General features: G+C 59.8%; 13 protein-coding genes. 10 read left to right on the plus strand and 3 right to left on the minus strand.

Translation table 11 applies throughout. From position 1 onward, the window contains the following. Positions 1–4: 4 nt before the first annotated feature. Both purE and JFT58_RS02425 read right to left on the minus strand, forming a co-directional pair. Positions 5–496: a 5-(carboxyamino)imidazole ribonucleotide mutase gene (gene purE, locus JFT58_RS02420; RefSeq protein WP_003195648.1), complete on the minus strand. Its 492-nt coding sequence runs from the start codon at positions 494–496 to the stop codon at positions 5–7. A gap of 332 nt (positions 497–828) precedes the next feature. Beyond that, positions 829–1737 carry a LysR substrate-binding domain-containing protein gene (locus JFT58_RS02425; protein WP_019818139.1) on the minus strand — a complete coding sequence of 303 codons (909 nt, stop codon included), beginning with the start codon at positions 1735–1737 and terminating at the stop codon, positions 829–831. A gap of 181 nt (positions 1738–1918) precedes the next feature. Between JFT58_RS02425 and aspA the strand changes: the two genes are divergently transcribed. The 8 genes from aspA (at position 1919) to JFT58_RS02465 (ending at position 19020) form a co-directional block, all read left to right on the plus strand. Next, positions 1919–3343 (plus strand): aspartate ammonia-lyase, encoded by a 1425-nt coding sequence (gene aspA, locus JFT58_RS02430; RefSeq protein ID WP_003195657.1) that lies wholly within the window; start codon positions 1919–1921, stop codon positions 3341–3343. Positions 3344–3735: 392 nt separating this feature from the next. After that, entirely contained in the window at positions 3736–5181 is a 1446-nt protein-coding gene (locus JFT58_RS02435; RefSeq protein ID WP_034129133.1) for an alanine/glycine:cation symporter family protein, read from the plus strand. Positions 5182–5257: 76 nt separating this feature from the next. Next, a complete protein-coding gene (locus tag JFT58_RS02440) occupies positions 5258–6235 on the plus strand; it encodes an asparaginase (protein ID WP_054896065.1) in 978 nt (325 codons plus the stop codon). Positions 6236–6350: 115 nt separating this feature from the next. Next, positions 6351–10988: a hypothetical protein gene (locus JFT58_RS02445; RefSeq protein ID WP_054896066.1), complete on the plus strand. Its 4638-nt coding sequence runs from the start codon at positions 6351–6353 to the stop codon at positions 10986–10988. 63 nt (positions 10989–11051) lie between these two features. Further along, on the plus strand, positions 11052–12044 hold the full coding sequence (locus JFT58_RS02450) for an AraC family transcriptional regulator (protein WP_054896067.1): 993 nt from the start codon (positions 11052–11054) through the stop codon (positions 12042–12044). Positions 12045–12171: 127 nt separating this feature from the next. Next, entirely contained in the window at positions 12172–13206 is a 1035-nt protein-coding gene (locus JFT58_RS02455) for a histone deacetylase family protein (protein ID WP_054916930.1), read from the plus strand. After that, positions 13203–14294 carry a polyamine ABC transporter substrate-binding protein gene (locus JFT58_RS02460; protein WP_054896069.1) on the plus strand — a complete coding sequence of 364 codons (1092 nt, stop codon included), beginning with the start codon at positions 13203–13205 and terminating at the stop codon, positions 14292–14294. Before JFT58_RS02455 ends, JFT58_RS02460 begins: the two co-directional genes overlap by 4 nt. Positions 14295–14409: 115 nt before the next feature. Then, a complete protein-coding gene (locus tag JFT58_RS02465) occupies positions 14410–19020 on the plus strand; it encodes a dermonecrotic toxin domain-containing protein (RefSeq protein ID WP_103299471.1) in 4611 nt (1536 codons plus the stop codon). Positions 19021–19025: 5 nt separating this feature from the next. Here the strand turns inward: JFT58_RS02465 and pdxR are convergent, their stop codons facing one another. Further along, a complete protein-coding gene (gene pdxR / locus JFT58_RS02470; protein ID WP_054896071.1) occupies positions 19026–20564 on the minus strand; it encodes a MocR-like pyridoxine biosynthesis transcription factor PdxR in 1539 nt (512 codons plus the stop codon). An 87-nt stretch (positions 20565–20651) separates the two neighbouring features. Here pdxR and JFT58_RS02475 point away from each other — a divergent pair, with 87 nt between their 5' ends. Both JFT58_RS02475 and JFT58_RS02480 read left to right on the plus strand, forming a co-directional pair. After that, entirely contained in the window at positions 20652–21290 is a 639-nt protein-coding gene (locus JFT58_RS02475; protein ID WP_019818148.1) for an FMN-binding negative transcriptional regulator, read from the plus strand. Then, complete coding sequence (locus JFT58_RS02480) at positions 21287–21733, plus strand: GNAT family N-acetyltransferase (protein ID WP_054896072.1); 447 nt, start codon at positions 21287–21289, stop codon at positions 21731–21733. The genes JFT58_RS02475 and JFT58_RS02480 overlap by 4 nt, the downstream gene beginning before the upstream one ends. The last annotated feature ends 5 nt before the right edge of the window (positions 21734–21738 follow it).

A 21738-nucleotide genomic window follows, 5' to 3' on the forward strand; every position in this document is an offset into this window, starting at 1 on the left:
AACCTCAGGCGATGCGTGGGTCTGGATTGTCCAGCACGCTGTCTGTCTGCTCAGCACGGAATTTTTTCAGCACCGCATGAAACTGCGGGTGCTTGGCGCCCAGGATGCTGGCGGACAGCAAGGCTGCGTTGATCGCACCGGCCTTGCCGATCGCCAGGGTTGCCACCGGAATGCCAGCCGGCATCTGCACAATGGACAACAGCGAATCCACGCCCGAGAGCATCGACGACTGCACCGGCACGCCAAGCACGGGCAGGTGAGTCTTGGCCGCACACATGCCAGGCAAGTGCGCCGCGCCGCCGGCACCGGCGATGATCACCTCGATGCCACGGGATTCTGCTTCATCGGCATACTGGAACAGCAAATCCGGGGTGCGGTGGGCGGAGACCACCTTCACTTCGTACGGAATGCCGAGTTTTTCCAGCATATCGGCGGTGTGGCTAAGGGTGGACCAATCGGACTTGGAGCCCATGATCACGCCAACCAATGCACTCATCGTCGTGCCTCTTCTCTCTGGGCGCCCGCAGGCGCGTCAAAAAACAACAAGCCACGCGGGAGACCGGCGTGGCTTGGTGTACGAATTAAGGCCGGTTTGGACCGGCCGAAGGCCGCGCAGTATACCGTAATAATCCAGATAAACAGCCCCTGGGATGACCATCTGTCTAGCGGCGCAAAGTGGCGGTTTTATTGACTTAAGAGTCAGCGAATACACCACAAAATCCTGTGGGAGCTGGCTTGCCTGCGATAGCAGTGGATCAGAGCCAAATAGGTTGGCTGACACACCGCTATCGCAGGCAAGCCAGCTCCCACATGTGTTCTGCGCTGGGCTCAAGCGCTTTGCGCCGCCCCACCTTCCAGCTTGCGCCACAACAACCGCACATTCGCCTTGCGCACCAACGCGCAGCGATACAAGCGAATCTCCAGCGGCACATGCCATTGCGGCCCGCCGCACACCACCAGTTCGCCACGTGCCAACTCTGCACGTACGCTCAACTGCGGCACCCAGGCGATCCCCAAGCCTTCGAGCGCCATGCTCTTGAGGCTGTCAGCCATGGCGGTTTCATAGATGGTGGTAAAGCGCAGAGCCCTCTGGCGCAGCAGCAAATTCACCGAGCGGCCAAGGAACGCGCCGGCGCTGTAGGCCAGCAGCGGCACGCTGCCCTCGCCCTCCAGGTCGAACAGCGGCTTGCCCTCGGCATCGGCGGCGCACACCGGGAGCATTTCGGTGTTGCCCAGATGGAGCGACGGGAAAATCTCGGCGTCCATTTGCATCGCCGCGTCCGGGTCGTAGAACGCCAGCATCAGGTCGCAACCGCCTTCGCGCAGGGCGTGCACGGCGTCGCCGACGTTGGTGGCCACCAGCCGCGTGGCGATATTCAAGCCCTCGTTGCGCAACTGCGCGATCCAGCGCGGGAAGAACCCCAAGGCCAGGGAGTGGGCGGCCGCCACTTGCATGACTTCGCCCTGCCCGCCTTCCAGGTGATGCAAATGGCGCAGGACTTCACCGAGCTGTTCGACCACTGTGCGCGCCGTAACCAGGAACAACTGCCCCGCCGCCGTCAACTCCACCGGTGTACGCGAACGGTTGACCAGCGTCAGGCCCAACGCGGCTTCCAGGCTGCGGATACGCCGACTGAACGCCGGCTGGGTGACAAAGCGCCGCTCAGCCGCCTGGGAAAAACTACGCGTCGCCGCCAGGGCGCTGAAGTCTTCCAACCACTTGCTCTCAAGGTTCATCACTGCCTCCCACGGAATGCACCATTTTGGCACACACGCCCGCCAAGATAACCGGGTCACATCCACATTATGCCGTTTGTGCATAGGCCAGTGTTTAACAGCATTGGCCCAAAAAGTTCTACAAGCCTAGCATTCGCAGCGTTCCGGCCAGTTCCGGGTCCATATTGAGATGATTTCCGTCATGTCCTCTGCTGCATCATTCCGTACCGAAAAAGACCTGCTTGGCGTACTCGAAGTACCGGCTCAAGCGTATTACGGCATCCAGACCCTGCGAGCGGTGAATAACTTCCGCCTCTCGGGCGTTCCGATTTCGCATTACCCGAAATTGGTGGTCGGTCTGGCAATGGTCAAGCAAGCGGCCGCTGACGCCAACCGCGAGTTGGGCCAGCTCAGCGAAGCCAAGCACGCTGCCATCAGCGAAGCCTGTGCTCGTCTGATCCGCGGCGATTTCCACGAAGAGTTCGTGGTGGACATGATTCAAGGCGGCGCCGGCACTTCAACCAACATGAATGCCAACGAAGTCATCGCCAACATCGCGCTGGAGGCCATGGGTCACCAGAAGGGCGAATACCAGTACCTGCACCCCAACAACGACGTGAACATGGCGCAGTCGACCAACGACGCCTACCCGACCGCGATCCGCCTGGGTCTGCTGTTGGGCCATGACGCGCTGCTGGCCAGCCTCGACAGCCTGATCCAGGCGTTCGCCGCCAAAGGCGCCGAGTTCAGCCATGTGCTGAAAATGGGCCGCACCCAGTTACAAGACGCCGTGCCGATGACCCTCGGCCAGGAATTCCGCGCTTTCGCCACTACCCTGGGCGAAGACCTGGCGCGCCTGAAGACCCTGGCACCGGAGCTGCTCACCGAAGTGAACCTGGGCGGCACCGCCATCGGCACCGGCATCAACGCCGACCCACGTTACCAGGCCCTGGCCGTACAACGCCTGGCCACCATCAGCGGCCAGCCGCTGGTACCGGCGGCCGACTTGATCGAAGCCACCTCCGACATGGGCGCCTTTGTACTGTTCTCCGGCATGCTCAAGCGTACCGCCGTGAAGCTGTCCAAGATCTGCAACGACTTGCGCCTGCTGTCCAGCGGCCCACGCACCGGCATCAACGAGATCAACCTGCCGGCACGCCAGCCAGGCAGCTCGATCATGCCCGGCAAGGTCAACCCGGTGATTCCGGAAGCGGTTAACCAGGTGGCATTCCAGGTGATCGGTAACGACCTGGCCCTGACCATGGCAGCCGAAGGCGGACAATTGCAGTTGAACGTGATGGAGCCGCTGATCGCCTTCAAGATCTTCGACTCGATCCGCCTGCTGCAACGCGCCATGGACATGCTGCGCGAGCACTGCATCGTCGGCATCACCGCCAACGAAGCACGCTGCCGCGAACTGGTGGAGCATTCCATCGGCCTGGTCACCGCGCTGAACCCGTACATCGGCTATGAAAACGCCACCCGCATTGCGCGTATCGCTCTTGAAAGCGGGCGCGGCGTGCTGGAACTGGTGCGTGAAGAAGGCTTGCTCGACGACGCCATGCTCGACGACATCCTGCGCCCGGAAAACATGATCGCTCCACGCTTGGTCCCGCTGAAGGCCTAAGCGTTTGTTGCACCGCTCACCAGGTTGAGGGACTAGACACCTCTCACCTTTTGAGGGCCTGAAGGCTCGTTCTTCAGGCCCTTTTTTTTGCCTTGAGGTTGCTCCATGACGCCCATAAAAAATCTAATATCGCACCGCAAACCTTCCTCCCCTTCCGCGACCGCGCTGAAACCTTTAATCGCCCCGTGCAGACGGATCACGCTCGCCTAGGTATAGTGCCGCCCCTCTTCGCGTCTGCGGCTGTCGGTAACGAGGCCCGGGAACCACGCGAAAGCGCATGAATAACAACACCCGCAAAAGGATGGGGATCGAGCGTCGTGCACTGCCTGGTGCCGAGCGATGCGTCGGACCGTCCTGCGTTTGCCATTAGAAAAATCAGCGAGGAACACTCCATGCTCGAAGTCATCAACGACTTCCTCTCAGGGAAAGTACTGATCGTGCTCATAGTCGGGCTCGGCGGTTATTTCACGATCCGCTCGCGTTTCGTGCAGTTGCGTCACTTTTTCCACATGTTCTCGGTGTTTAAAGACAGCCTCAAGAGCAGCGCCGGCCAACTCAGCTCGTTCCAGGCGCTGATGCTCAGCCTGGCCGGCCGCGTGGGTGCCGGTAACATCGCCGGTGTCGGCATTGCCGTGACGTTGGGTGGTCCGGGTGCCGTGTTCTGGATGTGGGTCACCGCGCTGGTGGGCATGTCTTCGAGCTTTATCGAGTGCTCCCTTGGCCAGTTGTACAAGCGCACCGACGCTGAAGGCACCTACCGTGGCGGCCCGGCGTATTACATCCAGCACGGCCTGCACAAGCGCTGGCTGGGGATGGTCATGGCGTTCCTGCTGCTGGTGACCTTCGGCTTTGCCTTCAACGGCCTGCAAGCACACGCTGTCACCCACTCGCTGAACAACGCCTTCGGCCTCGACACCACCTACACCGGCCTCGCGCTGGCGGTGTTGCTGGGCCTGGTGTTCATCGGCGGGATCAAGCGTATCGCCTCGATCGCCGACCTGCTGGTGCCGGTCAAGACCCTGGTCTACATCGCCGTGACCCTGTACGTGATCGTGCTGCAATTCGACCACGTACCGGCCATGCTCGCGACCATCGTCAAGAGCGCGTTCGGCCTCGACCAAGCCTTCGGTGGCCTGGTGGGCAGCGCGATCATCATGGGTGTAAAGCGCGGCGTGTTCGCCAACGAAGCAGGCTTGGGCAGTGCGCCTAACGTGGCGGCAGTGGCGTCGGTAGAACACCCTATCGCCCAAGGCGTGGTGCAAGCGTTCAGCGTGTTCCTCGACACCTTCGTGATCTGCACCTGTACTGCGTTGCTGATCCTGCTGTCGGGTTTCTACACCCCAGGCTTTGAAGGCGACGGCATTGCCCTGACCCAGAACTCCCTGGCGGCAGTAGTGGGTGACTGGGGCCGCATGTTCATCTCGGTGGCCCTGGCGTTGTTCGTGTTCACGTCGATCATGTACAACTACTACTTGGGCGAGAGCAACCTGCGCTTCCTGGTCGGCAACAACCGCAAGGTGCTGATGGGTTATCGCGCTTTGGTGCTGGTGCTGATTTTCTGGGGCTCCATCGAGAACTTGAGCACGGTGTTTGCCTTCGCCGACATCACCATGACCATGCTCGCGTTCGTCAACCTGTTCGCCCTGGCGTTCCTGTTCAAGATTGCCATGCGCATCCTCAACGACTACGACAACCAGCGCGCGGCGGGTATCAAGACCCCGGTGTTCGATTCCAGCCAGTTCCCCGACCTGGACCTGGACCGCAAGGCCTGGCCGGCCAACCCGGTGAAAACCGAAGCGGCTCCGGCAGCTGAACTGAGCGCTCAAGCGCAACGTTAATCACGGCTAGATGACACGCCGCCCGGCCTTGGGCATGCTCTGGGCCCGGCGGCGTTTTTCGTTCAGGAGATTTTCGATGCAATCAGCTAATAACGTGATGGTGCTCTATACCGGCGGCACCATTGGCATGCAGGCCAGCGCCAATGGCCTGGCACCCGCGTCTGGTTTTGAAGTACGCATGCGTGAACAGTTCGCCGACGCAGACCTGCCCGCGTGGCGCTTTCGGGAAATGTCACCACTGATCGACAGCGCCAACATGAACCCCGCCTACTGGCAACGCCTGCGCAGCGCCGTGGTCGAGGCGGTAGACGCCGGCTGCGATGCCGTGCTGATCCTGCACGGCACCGACACCCTGGCCTACAGCGCGGCGGCCATGAGCTTCCAACTGCTGGGCCTGCCGGCACCGGTGGTGTTCACCGGTTCGATGCTGCCCGCCGGTGTGCCCGACAGCGATGCCTGGGAAAACGTCAGCGGTGCGTTGACAGCCTTGGCCGAAGGGTTGGAGCCGGGTGTGCACCTGTACTTCCACGGCGCGCTGATGGCACCGACCCGCTGCGCGAAGATTCGCAGTTTTGGGCGCAATCCGTTTGCGGCCTTGCAACGCAAGGATGACTTCGCCCGTGCCGAAACCCTGCCGGCAGCGCTGGATTACCGTCAGCCCAAAGCCTTGGCGAACGTCGGCGTACTGCCGCTGATACCCGGTTTCGACGCTGCACAGCTAGACGCAATCATCAGCAGCGGCATTCAGGGCTTGGTGCTGGAGTGCTTCGGCAGCGGCACCGGGCCGAGCGATAACCCGCAGTTCCTCGCCAGCTTGCAGCGTGCGCAGGATCAAGGTGTGGTGGTGGTCGCCATCACTCAATGCCATGAAGGCGGTGTAGAGCTGGATGTCTACGAAGCCGGCAGCCGCTTGCGAGGCGCCGGCGTGTTGTCCGGCGCAGGCATGACCCGCGAAGCCGCGTTCGGCAAGTTGCACGCCCTGCTCGGTGCCGGCCTTGCCGTCGAGGAAGTGCGGCGCCTGGTAGAGTTGGACCTGCATACCAACCCAACTTGAACGCCCAAGACAGCCCTACATAAGCACTGCTATTCCCTGCTTGCTGATACCTAACATGGAAAACCCGAGCCTGCTCTCGGCTTTTTCCATTGATCGGCAAGACAGGGATGCCCGCATGACAACCTCCAACTCCACACCCTCGCAGCAAACGCCTCCAGACACTGAAACACACAAACTGGCCACTCAACTGTCCGTCGGACCTTCGTTTCGTGAAGCAGCTCGCGAACTGCTGCGCCAGTCTTTACTGGAGAAATACCCAGACCTGGACATCGACCCGGCCATGACACTGATGGGCACTCCCACCTGGGAGCTCATCGATGACCAGATCGTGCCAGGGCCAACACGCTATGAAACCTTGAGCAGCATCCTGGCCCGGCAGGCCATCCTCAAGGTGCCGACGCTGTGCGTCGAGGGCAATCACTTCCTGACCCTGAAGCCGTTGACCACCCCCCCGCTTCATTTACCCGTGCGTATTGTCGAAATCGCCAATCTGATCAATACCCTGGCGCCGGTGGTCTACCGGGCCTTTCAGGAACAGCTGGTAACGTTCTGGAACCAGAGCAACGGCAACGGTCCTCGCTGGCAAACACTCACCCAGAGCCTGCGCGGGGCCTGGAATGTGCAACACGTCGATGCCTGGACCGACGAAGACTGCACGATGGCCCGAACGCTGTTTCATGCACCCACCCGCTCCGCTCGCCAAGGCAATAACCCTTATGGCAGCCGCGCTTATCTGATTGATGCCGACCTGGTAAAAGGTTCCAAGACGCAGCACACCGACCAAGTATTCATGACCGTGCTCGAGGGCAAATCCGAAGACAAAACCCTGATCCTCTGTTACTCACCCTTCAAGGGATACGAGAAATACGACACCTACCAACAGCTAGGCGATTCGTTGAAGGATCACCTGGAGCAACCGGAGGCTTTTGATCGCCTGGAGTGGCGCCTTTATGAACCTGACGGCGATTTTTTCGAGCACGCTGCCTGCAAGCTGATCGCCCTGCAACTTGAGACTGTGGAAAACCTCAAAACCGGGGATTACAAACAGCCCAGCGCGAAACACCCGCCCCTGCAAACACTCCCGATGCCTGCCGAAAAAGCCATCGCCAAAGGGCCGGGCCCAGGCTGGTATCAAACCCAACTGCCGGACTGGCTGACCGATGCCTCTGCCAGCGATCAGTCGCTTTATTCACGCCACCTCAAGGACTTGGCCTCGCTCAATAGCCTGAATGCCGGCAAGACCTACGATGACGGTATTCCCAGCATTCATCAGTTCGCCTTGGACCAGTTGAAAATCGAGCTGCTCAAGGACCACCCGACGCTGCATTACCTGAAGCTCGACAAGCTGAAAATCCAGGTCAAGAGCCTGGTGGTATGGGGCCTTTTCACCGTGCCCGGGCAGTTCGAAACCACCACGTTCAGCCTTGCCGAACTGGCCCTGCAAAACCTGATTGCACTGCCCACCGGTAATAAAACGTTGCTGAGCGACATCCGCCAATCCATACCGGATCGGATAACCGTGGCTTACCTCGAAACACTGATCAGCCGCTGTAATATCGGTGTCACGTACCCTGCATTGATCCGCAGCAAACTGCTGGATGACCCGGCCGAGGCGTCACGTCGCAAAAAACTGTACCGCGATCACCTGCGAGTCCAATTGCCGATGCTGGCCTTACAGCACAAGATTCGCCGCATGGGCGGGATTGACGAGCGCGGCTACCGCTACGTTGTGGCTGTGATGCAGCCTGAAAGCGGCGACCATTACGTCGACGGCAAAGCCATCATGGTGCGACGCCTGAGCTTCAACCCCAAGCGCCGGCTCATCAACGGCAACGATGACGTCACCAATATGTACATCATCGGCCCAGAAAATGCTCAAGACGGCCCTTGCCTGCTATACCGCCCGTTGTTTGAACCCGCGTTGCTGCAATACCCATCACCGGCAAACTTGCTGTATGCCATCAGCCAGTCGCGCACGTTGCGCGATTCGGTGATTAGCTGGCTACCGGACGCGGTGCGTAACCACTACGCCAATTATGTCTTTACCAGTCATTGGCCGTCGCCGTGGGTCATCGCCGACTTTCTGGTAAACCCCATCGAGCTATGGACCTATAGCGGTCCCGTGAGTCTTGGTGAGGAGAGCCTCAACGGGGATATGTTCAAGACGCTGTTCGAGAGCAACGCCAAAGCGCTGATTGAACTGGCGGACCGCCAATCGGTATCGAATGCCGAAAGCCGCTGGGACACGCTAAAGCAGGCCGGTTGGGTGCTCTTCAATGCCGCACTGCCCTTTATGGGGCGCGTCGCAAGCACTAGCGCGTGGATCTGGCAAATCGTCGAACAGCTGGAAACTTTTGCCCAGGCCCATGAGGAGGGCGACAAGCCTGCACAATGGTCTGCGCTGACCGATGTGCTGCTTAACCTGGGTATGGCGATCACCTTACACAGCGCACAGCGCAGCAGACCTAAGTTCGAGCCGGCCAGGATCGAGCCCACCAAAGTCAAGACGACCGAGCTTGCGCCTGAAACGCCGGGCCCCTCCAGCACGATAAGCTTCACCGTCGAGCAACTGCCTGAGCGAACCTCGCTGGCCCCGCCTCCCGATCACGAGATCGCACTGAACACGAGCGGCGCAATCAACCGCACGCCAGCGCTGGAAACCTCGATGCTTGAAAGCTTTAAAACAGAAAAGCCCGCTGACCTCGGCGCCGTCATAGACCAGCCGGCTGCTGACCGCTACCTGTATCAGTCAGGAGAGCAGCACTACGCTCCCGTCGGCGAAAACTGGTTCATGGTGAAAGTGGACGACGATAAAAACATTGTTGTCATTGACCCCAACCAGGCCAACCGCATCGGCCCCATACTGATTCACAACGCTCAGGGCGAATGGTCCGTCGACCACCGGGTGCGCCTGCGCAAACCCAGTACCGATCGGTTGAAAAATACCGCCAAGGACCTTGCGATCACCGAAGCCGACGCATCGCGCAGTAAATTGAAAGCGTTTGAAAGCGCGAAGAAAACCCAGCAGCGCCTACTGCAAGAAACCCGCAAAGCAATGGACGAGGCCCCCAGTACCAGTGCCCAAGCCAAACGCCAGGCCTACCTGGACACGCTCGATGGCCAATCGGAAGACTACGAACAAGCACGGCAACACCTGATGACCATCGCCGTCTTCACCTCGGAGCCTGAATTCCAAGTAAAAGCCATTGGCTATCTACAGGCCCAACTGGCGCTCAATGAAGCAGGGGTAAACGAAGAACTCGTCCCCTTTACTTCAAAACTTTCGCCCGTTCTGGAACAGCTCCCAATCCATGCACCGCCACCTCATACCAGCGATATCGCGGACTACCAGCAGATCGTCGAGATGAGCGACAGCATGATCAAACGCCTGGATTACGCTCAGTCACGCTTCACCGAACTACGCAAATTCGGCCCGGCCGGATTCGACGTGATGAGGGAGAGCAAGCGCAAACTGCCCCGCTATATGAGCGACGATCTCAGGGCCCTGCAGGTGACGTTGGCGCGTCACTTGTGCCTGACCCCTGAATCCCTCGCAACCGAACCCCATGCCTGGGAGATGCTCAACAACACGCTCGACAGTGCCGACGTCGCGGTACAGACCCTGCGTGACACCCTGGATGAGCGAAGCGAATATCGCCTGGACGAGCGCATTGATGCCTTGAGCAATCTAGTGGAGCAGTTCAAGTTCATCGATGAGCGCTTGAAGGACTTTTCTCAAGAGTTCTCCGAACAGATCCAGGCCCAACCCCTGGAGCGCCTGAGTCGATCGCTGCAAGGGTTCGCCAACCGCGCCAAGGCGGCACTTGTCCCTCTGCACGAAGAACAGAAACTGACGCGAATCAGGCCCACCCCTCCCCCTGCGCTACCCAGGCCGCTGAAAAAATTTATCCAGACACGCTACAACGGCGTGTTGATTGGCGAACCCCGCTTGGACCCCATAGGGACCGTATCAAGGTTCGTTGATATCAAGACCCCGATAACCGGCCAGGTCCTGGCCACCTTTCATGAGAAGACTCCGGGTATGTGGGTCGAACACATCGAAACGCCCACGGCACAGGCCACATCCACAACGCTCACGCTCCACGACGCCACCACCGCGGGCGAGAAACTACTCGCCCAATTGCCGAAGTTTCAAGAACGCGCCAGCCAACAAGCCAACGATACCTCGCGCACGGCCATCGGCATCGAGTACATGTTTCACCAGCACGCCTGGTTGCTCGAGCGCAGCGAGCAAGATATTGACGAGGCATTGATCAAAGCCAAAGTCACGGCACAAACCAAGCAATCCAGCGCAGACCTGCGCAAACGACTCAAGGCTGCCACAAAAGCACTTTACGCACGAGCCACTGAAACCGTGGCAAAGCTGATCAAGCAACAGCCGCCGACCATTGCCCATGTCGACTGGCTCATTAACCACCGCGAAATTGCGATCAAAAAGGTCACGACCCGCCAGCCCCTCAAGGGCGCCACTTGGAGCTATCAAGATGAGTATGCCGTCATTGATCTGTCTACCAGCAAACCCCTCTGGTATGCACATTTCCAATACTCGAGCGCCCACGCTTCACTTAACAGATTTCTCCATGCACGGTTGAAAACACCAGCAGAACAACAGCTCAAAGAGGTGGCTGACACGATCACCGACTTGAACGCAGAGGAACAACTCAACTACTACCGCAGCTCCATCAACCTGACGCAAGCCCAGCGCTTGTTTTTCCCGCCAGAGGTCTATTGACCATCCCCTCGCGCAACGGCACATAACTTGCTCCAGCCTGGCAAACCCAGGCTGGAATCGATCATGCTGCATTCACACCTGACCACCCTCAATGCGGTCTCGCTGATACTGGAGACGTTCAAGCCTGACGGCATACCCAGCCAAACCCTGCTGGCCGGCAGTGGCATCAGCAGTGCCGACCTGGGCCGCGCCGATACGCGTATTACCACTCATCAGGAAATGCGCGTATGCGCCAACGCCGTGGCGTTGCGCCGGGGTATCGGCTTGGAACTGGGCCGGCGCATGCATGTGTCATCCTACGGCATGCTCGGTTATGCACTGCTCACCAGTGCCACCTTCGGTGACGCTTTGCGCCTGGCCCTGCGCTACCCGGCGCTGTTGGGAACACTTTTTGAACTGAGCCTGGAGGAGGACGGCCAGCGTGTCTGGTTCAGCGCCAGTGACTATCGCGAAGACCCAGCCCTGCACGCCTTCAATGTCGAGTTCTGCCTGCTCTCGCTGAAAGTCATCGGCGACGATCTGCTCGGCCAACCACTGCCATTACTCGGCGCGCGCTTTGAATACCCAGCGCCCGACTATCGAGCACGCTACGCCGAACGCTTCGACTGCCCGCTGCAATTTGGCGCCGCCAGCAATGCCTTTGCGTTCGACCGTGACTGGCTCGATCAACCCCTGCCGCTGGCCGACGCCGTCACCCACTGCGCCATGGTGGAACGCTGCCGGCGGCAGAATGCCGAGTTCACCGGTCGCCAGGCCTGGCTGGGGCGTGTGCGCCTGTTACTGGCCGCGCAACTGAATGCCGCTCCGGGCCTGGAGGGACTGGCAGGGCAGATGAACTGTTCAGCACGTACCCTGCGCCGGCATTTGCATGATTTGGGGTGCAGCTATCAGGAGTTGCTCGACGAACTACGCTTCGAACGCGCCAAACAGTTGCTGGGGGAGGATGAACTGCCGATCTACCGGATCGCCGAGCAACTGGGCTTCAGCGAGACCGCGAGCTTCAGGCATGCGTTCGTGCGCTGGAGCGGTGTGGCACCGAGTCAGTTCAGGCCTTAGCAAGGGGCGAATAGCGGACAGACACATTGGCCATATCGATCCCCTTTTGGCCGCTCCTGCCGTTCTCCAAAACCCGGCGTCTGGCAACACTGCAAGGCATACCCCAGAGCCTTCGGAGAACAACAACATGCTGACGATCTACTCGGACGATCATCATTTGCACCATGGCCGCTGTGAACTGATGGACGGGCAACTGATGCCCTGCTTCGAAATGCCCTCGCGCGCCGACCATGTGCTGCAACGGGTCAAGGCGCGGGAGCTGGGGCCCGTGCAAGCACCGCTGGACTTCGGCCTGGCACCGCTGCAACGTATCCACAGCCGCGACTACCTCGACTTCTTCAAAGGCGCCTGGCAGCGCTGGACCGAATACGACCAGGACGGCGATCTGTTGCCCTACACCTGGCCTGCGCGCACGTTGCGCCGCGTGATGCCCACCAGCCTGCACGGCCAGTTGGGCTATTACAGCTTCGACGGTGGTGCGCCGATTACAGCCGGCACCTGGCAAGCGGCCTACAGCGCAGCACAAGTTGCCCTCACCGCCCAGGCCGCTATCGCCCAAGGCGCCCACAGTGCCTTCGCGCTGTGCCGCCCGCCGGGGCATCACGCCGCCAGCGATTTGATGGGCGGTTATTGCTACCTCAACAACGCGGCCATCGCAGCCCAGGCATTCCTTGATCAGGGCTGCAAAAAGATCGCGATCCTCGATGTGGACTACCACCACGGTAACGGCACGCAGTCCATTTTTTACGCGCGCAGCGACGTGCTGTTCACCTCGATTCACGGCCATCCGGAGGCAGAGTTTCCGTTCTTCCTCGGTTATGCCGATGAGCATGGCGAAGGCGAAGGCGCGGGTTTCAATTTCAACTATCCGTTGCCGGCCGGGTCCGGCTGGCAGGCCTGGAGCGCCGCGCTGGAACAGGCCTGCGCCGAAATCGAGTGCTACGCCGCCGACATCATCGTGGTGTCCCTGGGCGTGGACACGTTCAAGGACGACCCTATCTCGCAGTTCAAGCTCGACAGCCCGGACTACCTGACCATGGGCGCACGCATTGCCCGCCTGGGCAAACCCACGCTGTTCGTGATGGAGGGCGGCTACGCGGTGGAAGAAATCGGCATCAACGCCGTCAACGTGCTGGAAGGTTTCGAGGAAGCAGCCCAATGAACATACTCAAGTCGCTCGCCCTGTGCGCCGTGGTTGTCAGCGGCGCAGCCCAGGCCGAAGAAAAAACCCTGAAGGTCTACAACTGGTTCGACTACATCACGCCCAAGGCGCTGGAAGACTTCAAGGCCCAGCACCCGTCGATCAAGCTGGTGTACGACATCTTCGACACCAACGAAGCCCTGGAAGCCAAACTGCTCACCGGCAACTCCGGCTATGACGTGGTGGTGCCGTCCAACGTTTTCCTGGCCAAACAGATCGAAGCCGGCGTGTTCCAGCCCTTGGACCGCAGCCAGTTGCCGAACTGGAACCATCTTGACCCCAAACTGATGAAGCTGATCGAAGCCAACGACCCCGGCAATCAATACGCCGTGCCCTACATGTACGGCACCATCCTGATCGGCTTCAACCCAGCCAAGGTCAAGGCGGCCCTGGGCGACAACGCCCCCGTGGACAGCTGGGACCTGATCTTCAAGGAAGAGAACATCAGCAAGCTCAAGCAATGCGGCGTCGCACTGCTGGACTCGCCCTCGGAGATCCTGCCCCTGGCGTTGCAGCACTTGGGCCTGGACCCCAACAGCAGCAACCCCAAGGACTACGACAAGGCCGAAGCACTGTTGATGAAGATCCGCCCGTACATCACTTACTTTCACTCGTCCAAGTACATGGCCGACATCGCCAATGGCGACATCTGTGTCGCGGTGGGTTATTCCGGCAGTTTCTCCCAGGCCGCCAACCGTGCCAAAGAGGCAAAAAACGGCGTCTCCGTGGACATGCGCCTGCCCAAAGAGGGCGCGCCGATCTGGTTCGACATGCTCGCCATCCCCAAGGGCGCGCAAAACCCACAGGACGCCTATACCTTTATCAACTACTTGCTACAGCCCGAGGTTATTGCGCCCATCAGCGATTTTGTCGGTTATCCCAACCCTAACAAGGACGCGACCGAACGAGTCGATCCGACCATTCGCAACAACCCCAACCTCTACCCGACCGAAGCGGCGATGGCGACGTTGTATACGTTAAAGCCTCTGGGGCGTGATGCGGAGCGCGCCAGGACCAGAGCCTGGACCAAGATCAAATCCGGCACGTGAAACACTGGCGGGCGTAGATGCGCCTCGACGTATCTACCGCCCTCGACGCAACGCAGCTCGCTACTTTGCTCATTTGCGAAGCCCGTCCGGGCCATCGAATGCAGAGGAGCTGCACATGCCCAATGACACCGCTAATAATCACCGCCCGCCCAGTACCTATGAACTGCTTACCCAGTTAACCACCGGCCCCACCGCCCGGGAAGTTGCCGCCGCCACACTGCGCTCTGCACTCAAAGAGCTGTATCCCAACCTGAATATCGACCCCGATCTGGCCGTGGTAGTCAGCCCTCAATGGGAGGTGGTCAGTAACGCCGTCGAGCGCGCGCCCGCTACTGTGGAATCACTCACCTCGGTGCTTGCTCATCAGGCACTGTCCAGCGACAGGGTGACCTACCTCGACGGTCAACACTTCCTCACGCTACAACCCAACGCTACGGCTCCCGTACACCTCGCGGTGAAAATCGATGCCATTGCACGTCTGATCAACGAGTTATCAGACCTGCTGTTCGCCGCGTTCCAAGAGCAGCAGCTGGACTTCTGGAACGCGTCCAATGGCGCAGCCGGCCCACGCTGGCAGGCCTTCTCCAGCGCGTTGAGAAACGTGTGGAACATCACCGAAGAGCAAGGTCTGGATGAGCACGAATGCGCCATGGCCCGCACGGTTTTTCATGAGCCCGACCGAGCCAGGCGCTCGCTGAAAGACCCCTATAAAACCCATGCCTACCTGGTTGACGTGGATATTCTTGAAGATGGCCAGTCTACCCACCTCTACTTCCTGGACCTTACCGTATTGGTGGGCGAACACGAGAACCGCCCGATGGTGCTGACGCACTCGCTTGTGAGCGGGTATGAGACGTTCGAGTCATTGGCCCAGTTCGGTGCTTCGCTGCCGGCAAGGCTGAATGCACCAGAGCAGGACGCTACCTTGCAATGGCGCTTGTACGAGCCTGATGGCAACTTCTTCGATGCGCTGGCCTGCACGCTGATCTCGCTGCAAATCCAGGTCATTGGCAGCCTCGGCGGGGCCGGCCTGCAGGATCAGCCGCCCGCCCCAACTGTCGCCCGGATCGTGCCGAGCATCGAAGAGATGAGCGATCACCAGTTGTCGAATATTCGCCAGATTCACCAACAACTCCCGGACTGGCTGACCTCGGCGACGGACTCCGATACCGCCGCCTACAGCCGCTATATGATCGACCTGGCCCAACTGCACACCCATTACCACGGCGAAACATTCCAGGACGGCATTCCGTCTATTCGTGACTATGCCCGGACTCAGTTGCACAGCCATATCCGCGTCCCGGAAAAGGGCGTGAGTCTGAATCTGGATAAGGTCGAGGTTGTGATTGAAAGCCCGGTTCTGTGGGGCACATTTGTCATTCCGGGTGCCGTCGACATCACTCGTCGTGACCTGATCGACCTGGCCCTGGAAAACCTTACCGGCTTGCCTACCGGCAACGCGACCGTGCACTACAACGGCAAGGACAACGGTGTACCCACCTGGCTGACTTACCGCTTTCTGAAAGACGTCATAGAAGACATTGATATAGGCCAGAACTACCCAGCCCTGGTCAAACAAAAACTGCTCGATGATCCGCTGCAATCGCGCCATCGACAGCAGATCTACACCCGCCACCTTCAGGTGCAACTGCCACTGCTGGCCTTGCAGATGAAAATCCGCGGCCAGGGCGGCGTCGATGAACGCGGTTACCGCTACATCGCCGCGGTGATGCACAACGAAGAACAGGAGCGCAAAGTAGATGGGCAGCCCATTGTCATTCGCTGCCTGGCCTTTGTGCCCACCTTGCGCCCCGGCCATGAGCAAGACGTGGTCGCCAATATGTTCGTGATCGGCCCGAGGCATTCCGACGCCGGCCCCTGCGTGCTTTATCGGCCCCTGCTCGAACCGACGCTGATGCAATTTGCATCGCGGCAAAACCTGCTGTACGCCATCAAACATGACCGTACCTTGCGCGAGTCAGTGCTGGCCTGGCTGCCCGACGCGCAACGCTTCAACTATGCACAATATGTGTTCCCCGACACCCTTCCCTCGCCCTGGACCGTGGTGCGCGCACTGGTTGAGCCGCTTACCGTGCTGTACATGAGCGGCCCCGTGACGCTGACCAACGAAGAAATAGGCAATGACGCGTTAGCGACGCTGTTCAAGGCCAATGCCAATGCCATGGTCGAATTGGCAACACGCCAGTCGGTATCCAACGTACAGAAACGGTGGGCGACCTTTCGACATGCAGGTTGGCAAATATTCAGTGCCGCGCTGCCGTTCATGGGCCGCACCCTGGGAGTCGCCGCCTGGATCTGGCAAATCATGGACGACCTGCAAGCTGCCGAGGAGGCCGTGAACAAGGATGACCACTCAACGGCCTGGACTGCGTTGGTGGATGTATTCCTCAACCTGGGAATGGCGCTGACTCTGCATATAGCCCTGCGCCATCCGCGACCTCGAAAGCAGTTCGATGCGGCCAGGATTGAGCCTGAATCCGAACAAACGACAATCGAAACGGTGAGCAAACCGCCGGTTGCCGAGAAAAAATATACCTGCGTGCAGCAACCGGATATTCCCGACAATCAACTACCTGCCAAGCATGAAGGTGCCGTACACACGCGCGGCGCCCTGAGCCATAGTCGCCTGGGACTGGCCAGAACACTCGACAGTTTTAATGTTGCCAAACCCGATAAGCTTGGCGAGCAAAATAAAACCCCCGGCCGCCACCTCAATCTCTATCCACTCGCGGATCGGTGGTTTGCACCCGTTGGTGAGCGCTGGTTCGAAGTCATCGTGGATGACAACGACAGTGTCATTATCATCGACTCCAAATCTCCCTTGCGTACAGGCCCGCCGCTGATCGGCAACCTGGCGGGCCAGTGGTTTGTCGACATCCGCCTGCGACTGCGCGGCGGCGGTCTTAGAAACCGCCGGCGGGCGGTCAAGGTCGATCAGCCTGCGCGCATTGCAGCACTCAAGAGGCAGCTCAACGCCTTTGACGCCGTCGCCGCCAGTCAACAACTGGACGTGCTTGAATCAAAGCCCGCGCTGGACGCTACCCCGGGGCCGTCCACGGACCTGCAGCGTACAGCGTTCATCGACAAGGTCGACAGGCGGCTGGCGGCGTACGACGAAGCGATCAGCCAGCTGAAGTCCTTGAGCATCATCGACACCGTACCCACCTACCAGAGCAACATGAGCGGTTACCTGAAACAACAGGTGCAACTGACACAGATAGCCATGGAGCAACAGGTGAAGAGCTACAAGAAAGCCTTGACGGCGTCGTTGCCGGTTCTTGATGCGGAGGTAGACATTGACTATAAAAACCAGGCAAAAATCGCAAAAACCCTGTCCACTCAGAACCTTGGCATCATCAGGCGGCTGGAATTCATCAACGACCGCTTCAACGAACTTAAAACCCTGGGAGATGAAGGCGTGGCGATCATTCGTAAAACCATACGAGAGTTGCCGCAGCTCACGCTCATTGAACTCAAATCTCTTGAGATTGGCTTGGGCCGTTACTTGTGTATCGATGAGACGCAAAGCCAGGTTCCAGCCACCGTGCGTGAGCGAATGGGCCAGATCGTCGATTCAGCCGAAATCAACGTTGAAAGTTTCAGTGAGATTATTGAACGCGGTAATGGCGCCTCGCTGGATAATCGTATCGAGGTGCTCAACAGCCTCGTTGAGCAATTTTCCAGCGCCGACCAACGCCTGCTGGATCTGCATGCCGATTACCCGCAGCACTTGCTCAAACCCCGCCTCGAACGTTTTCGCCTGCAAATAAGCGAGTTCAGCCAACGGGCCATCCACGACCTGGCCTACCTGCTGCGAGAGAAAAAAGCCCAGCAGCCCAAGCCCGGCAGCTCCAGGGCCGAGCCCGCCCCAAGGCGTAAAGTGATCAAGACACGTCATCACGGCTTGGTGATGGGTGAGCCCCGCGAAGCAGACAGTTCGTTGGTCGACGTCAAGGCACACATGACCGGCAAGGTGCTCGCCACGTTTCATGAGAAGGCACCGGGAGTCTGGGTTAAACGGCAGAAAGCCCCATCGCAGCCAAGCGCACCGGTAGCTGTGGATCTGGACACCAGCATCAACACGGGGCAAGCGCTATTGGATGGCGAACAAGCTGAAACCCGTAAATACCAGGGTTTCTCCAGGAAACCCTGGCATGCGCCGCAGGATATTCAAGACATGTTCGATGATCATGCAAAGGCGCTGGAAAAAGCCTCAAACGATATCGAAGAAGCCCTGACCCAGCGCAATCTTACTGAAAGCGATCACGCTTCTGCCGCCTCAACCAAGCGCCAGCTCAACGACGCGGCGCAACGCCTCTATCGACTTGGTAAAAAACACTACATCGACATGATCAAGCATCAAGCGCCAACCGCCGAACGGGTTGACTGGCTCAACAGCCAAGGGTTGATCCGCATCGTCAAGGTCATCAGCCGCCGCCCCCTCAAGGGGCCCAAAAAGGACTATCTGGACGAGTACGAGATTCGCGACAAAGAAAACGGCACTGTGCTGTGGTACGCGCACTTTCACTATGAAACAAAAGATGCCGCGCTGGAAAACTTCACCAAGGATCACCTCAAGACCCGCGAGCAACAACGTCTAGGCGGTGCCTATCAGCGCACCGGCCCCAGTGACTGGGACATGATTGAAATCCATCGCAGCAGCATCGGCGCCCAACTGGCCCAGTCGCTGTTCTTCAACACCTGATCGGCTTATGGCAGCCAAGCCAGACGCAAACGCTCCAGCGCCTGCGCAATGCCCGACTCAGGCACGGCAGCAAACCCCAGCACCAGGCCGGCGCGTTGATCCGGCGGTGTGCTGGAGTCTGGCAGCCAATAGGTGCTCAATCCGTTGATCTCTACACCGACTGCATGAGCTTGCTTTAGCAATTGTTGCTCGCGGGACACGCTGTCGACACGCACCGTCAAGTGCAGTCCCGCTGCAACGTTGGGCAATGGGCCAACACCGGCTAATGCCTCTGGCCATCCAGCCAACAAGGCATTGCGTCGGCTCAACGCAGCACGGCGCATCCGACGAATGTGGCGCTGGAAGTGCCCCGCCGCCATGAACTCGGCCATCACCGCCTGGGTGCTGACTTCGGAGTGACGCACGTCCACCGCGCGGCGCCGGGTGAAGGCTTGCACCAGGCCCGGTGGCAACAACAGGTAACCCAGGCGCAACGCCGGGAACGCCACCTTGCCGAAGGTGCCCACGTACAGCACGCGGCCACTGCGATCCAGCGCGGCCAATGGTGACAGCGGCGCGCCGCTGTAGCGGTACTCGCCGTCGTAATCGTCCTCCACGATCCAGCCGCCTGAACGCTCGGCCCAGGCCAGCAACTCCAGGCGGCGTGCCAGGCTCATCACCACGCCCAGCGGATACTGATGGGAAGGCGTGACATACGCCACGCGGCAATCATTGAGGGCACTGAGCACCTGGCAATCCATGCCCTCACCGTCCACCGGCACGCCGTGCAGTCGCCCCCCGGCCAAAGCGAATGCATGGCCGGCCGCGCGATAGCCAGGGTTTTCCACCGCCACGCCATCCCCAGGCTCCACCAGCAACTGTGCACAAAGGCTGATGGCTTGCTGTGCGCCGCTGGTGATCACAATTTGTTCAGCCGTGCATTGCATGCCACGCGAGCTGCGCAGGTACGCGGCGATCAAACCGCGCAGGCGGCCATCACCTGCCGGGTCGCCATAGCACAGCTGTTCCAGGTCGGGTTTGCGCCAGAACGCCCCATTCAGCTTGGCCCATACCTCAAACGGGAACAGATCGAAGGCGGGTACGCCCACGCGAAATGCCCGAGGCGGCCCCGAAGGCGGCTGAGGCAGGTGGTGGTCTTTTACCCGCGCCAACCCGGCACTGTGGATAACTTCGTCATCCAAATCCTCGGGTAAATTTGCCCATTTTGTGGATAACCCTGGGGATAAGCCTGTTGACAACCCTGTGGATACTTTTGTGGATAGTTTTTGGGGCATCGGCAATTGGGCAACATAGGTGCCATCACCCACCCGGCTCTCGATAAACCCTTCGGCATACAACTGGTCGTAGGCGCGCACCACGCTGTTGCGGGAAATCGACAAGGCTGTCGCCAAATCTCGGGTTGCGGGCAACCGCGTGCCGCTGACCAATCGCCCATCCAATACCCGCTGGCGCAGGGCCTCATAAAGCTGGCGCGTGAGGCCCTGGCGGCGGTCCAGCTCGATACCGGCGGGGTTGAAGGACAGCGGTGGCGAAACAGGCGGCATATTGGACCTATGAAAATAGCGCGAGATGGCTCTTACAACGAACCAATAGCCTGCCTAGGATGCAGGCATTCGCCAAGGAATATCTCCATGTACACACCCCGCGCCTTTGCTCTCGATGACTTGCCCGAAATCCAGCAACTGATCCAGCACACCCGTCTGGCGCAGTTGGTAACCGTGGGTGAAAACGGCCTGCAAGCCAGCCACTTGCCCTTGCTGCTCAACCCCGATGAAGGGCCCAACGGCACGCTGTACGGTCACCTGGCCAAGGCCAACCCGCAATGGCGTGAGCTGCAAAATGGCGGTGAAGCGCTGGTGATCTTCGCCGGTGCCGACGCCTATATCAGCCCGGCGTTTTACCCCGCCAAGGCCGAGCACGGCAAAGTGGTCCCGACCTGGAACTACATCGCCGTGCACGCCTATGGCACGCCTGCGGTATTCAGCGACGCCGAGCGCTTGCTCAAGGTGGTCACCGCCCTCACCGACCGCCATGAGAGCGGTCGCGCCCAACCCTGGCGTGTCAGCGACGCACCGGCGGACTACATCGACGGCATGCTCAAGGCCATTGTCGGCTTTGCCCTGCCGATCGAACGCCTGGTGGGCAAACGCAAACTCAGCCAGAACCGCAGCGCCGCCGACATGGCCGGTGTCCGTGACGGCCTGGCCGCCAGTGCCGATGTACGTGACCAGACCCTCGCCCGCTTTATTCCCCAAGGAGTTTCAGAATGAGCTTGATCGACATTCGCCAGGTCACAGCCGCCGACCAAGCCGCCTGGCTGCCGCTATGGCAGGCCTACTTGGCGTTCTACAACACCGAATTGCCGGACGCCGTCAGCCAAAGCACTTGGCAACGCCTGATCGACGCCAGCGAGCCGACCCATTCGGCACTGGCCTGGCAGGACGGCAAGGCGGTGGGCATGGTCAACTTCATCTACCATCGCTCCAACTGGAGCATCGAGAACTCCTGCTACCTGCAGGACTTGCTGGTTGACCCAGCCCAACGTGGCACGGGGGTCGGTCGCAAGCTGATCGAATTCGTCTACGCCACCGCCAAGGCCGATGGCTGCTGCAAGGTGCACTGGTTGACCCATGAGACCAACGCCACGGCGATCCAGCTCTATGAGCGCATCGCCGAACGCCCAGGCTTCATCCAATTTCGCAAAGGTCTTTAAGGAGC

This window comes from Pseudomonas sp. MF6767 (assembly GCF_016405475.1).
Lineage (GTDB): Bacteria > Pseudomonadota > Gammaproteobacteria > Pseudomonadales > Pseudomonadaceae > Aquipseudomonas > Aquipseudomonas paracarnis.

Excerpts from the sequence above, each read along its gene's own strand:
- JFT58_RS02475 (WP_019818148.1), top strand. The coding sequence starts at position 20,652 with ATGTACACACCCCGCGCCTTTGCTCTCGATGACTTGCCCGAAATCCAG.
- JFT58_RS02460 (WP_054896069.1), top strand. The coding sequence starts at position 13,203 with ATGAACATACTCAAGTCGCTCGCCCTGTGCGCCGTGGTTGTCAGCGGC.
- JFT58_RS02450 (WP_054896067.1), top strand. The coding sequence starts at position 11,052 with ATGCTGCATTCACACCTGACCACCCTCAATGCGGTCTCGCTGATACTG.
- purE (WP_003195648.1), bottom strand. The coding sequence starts at position 496 with ATGAGTGCATTGGTTGGCGTGATCATGGGCTCCAAGTCCGATTGGTCC.
- JFT58_RS02455 (WP_054916930.1), top strand. The coding sequence starts at position 12,172 with ATGCTGACGATCTACTCGGACGATCATCATTTGCACCATGGCCGCTGT.
- JFT58_RS02480 (WP_054896072.1), top strand. The coding sequence starts at position 21,287 with ATGAGCTTGATCGACATTCGCCAGGTCACAGCCGCCGACCAAGCCGCC.
- aspA (WP_003195657.1), top strand. The coding sequence starts at position 1,919 with ATGTCCTCTGCTGCATCATTCCGTACCGAAAAAGACCTGCTTGGCGTA.
- JFT58_RS02465 (WP_103299471.1), top strand. The coding sequence starts at position 14,410 with ATGCCCAATGACACCGCTAATAATCACCGCCCGCCCAGTACCTATGAA.
- JFT58_RS02445 (WP_054896066.1), top strand. The coding sequence starts at position 6,351 with ATGACAACCTCCAACTCCACACCCTCGCAGCAAACGCCTCCAGACACT.
- JFT58_RS02425 (WP_019818139.1), bottom strand. The coding sequence starts at position 1,737 with ATGAACCTTGAGAGCAAGTGGTTGGAAGACTTCAGCGCCCTGGCGGCG.
- JFT58_RS02435 (WP_034129133.1), top strand. The coding sequence starts at position 3,736 with ATGCTCGAAGTCATCAACGACTTCCTCTCAGGGAAAGTACTGATCGTG.
- JFT58_RS02440 (WP_054896065.1), top strand. The coding sequence starts at position 5,258 with ATGCAATCAGCTAATAACGTGATGGTGCTCTATACCGGCGGCACCATT.
- pdxR (WP_054896071.1), bottom strand. The coding sequence starts at position 20,564 with ATGCCGCCTGTTTCGCCACCGCTGTCCTTCAACCCCGCCGGTATCGAG.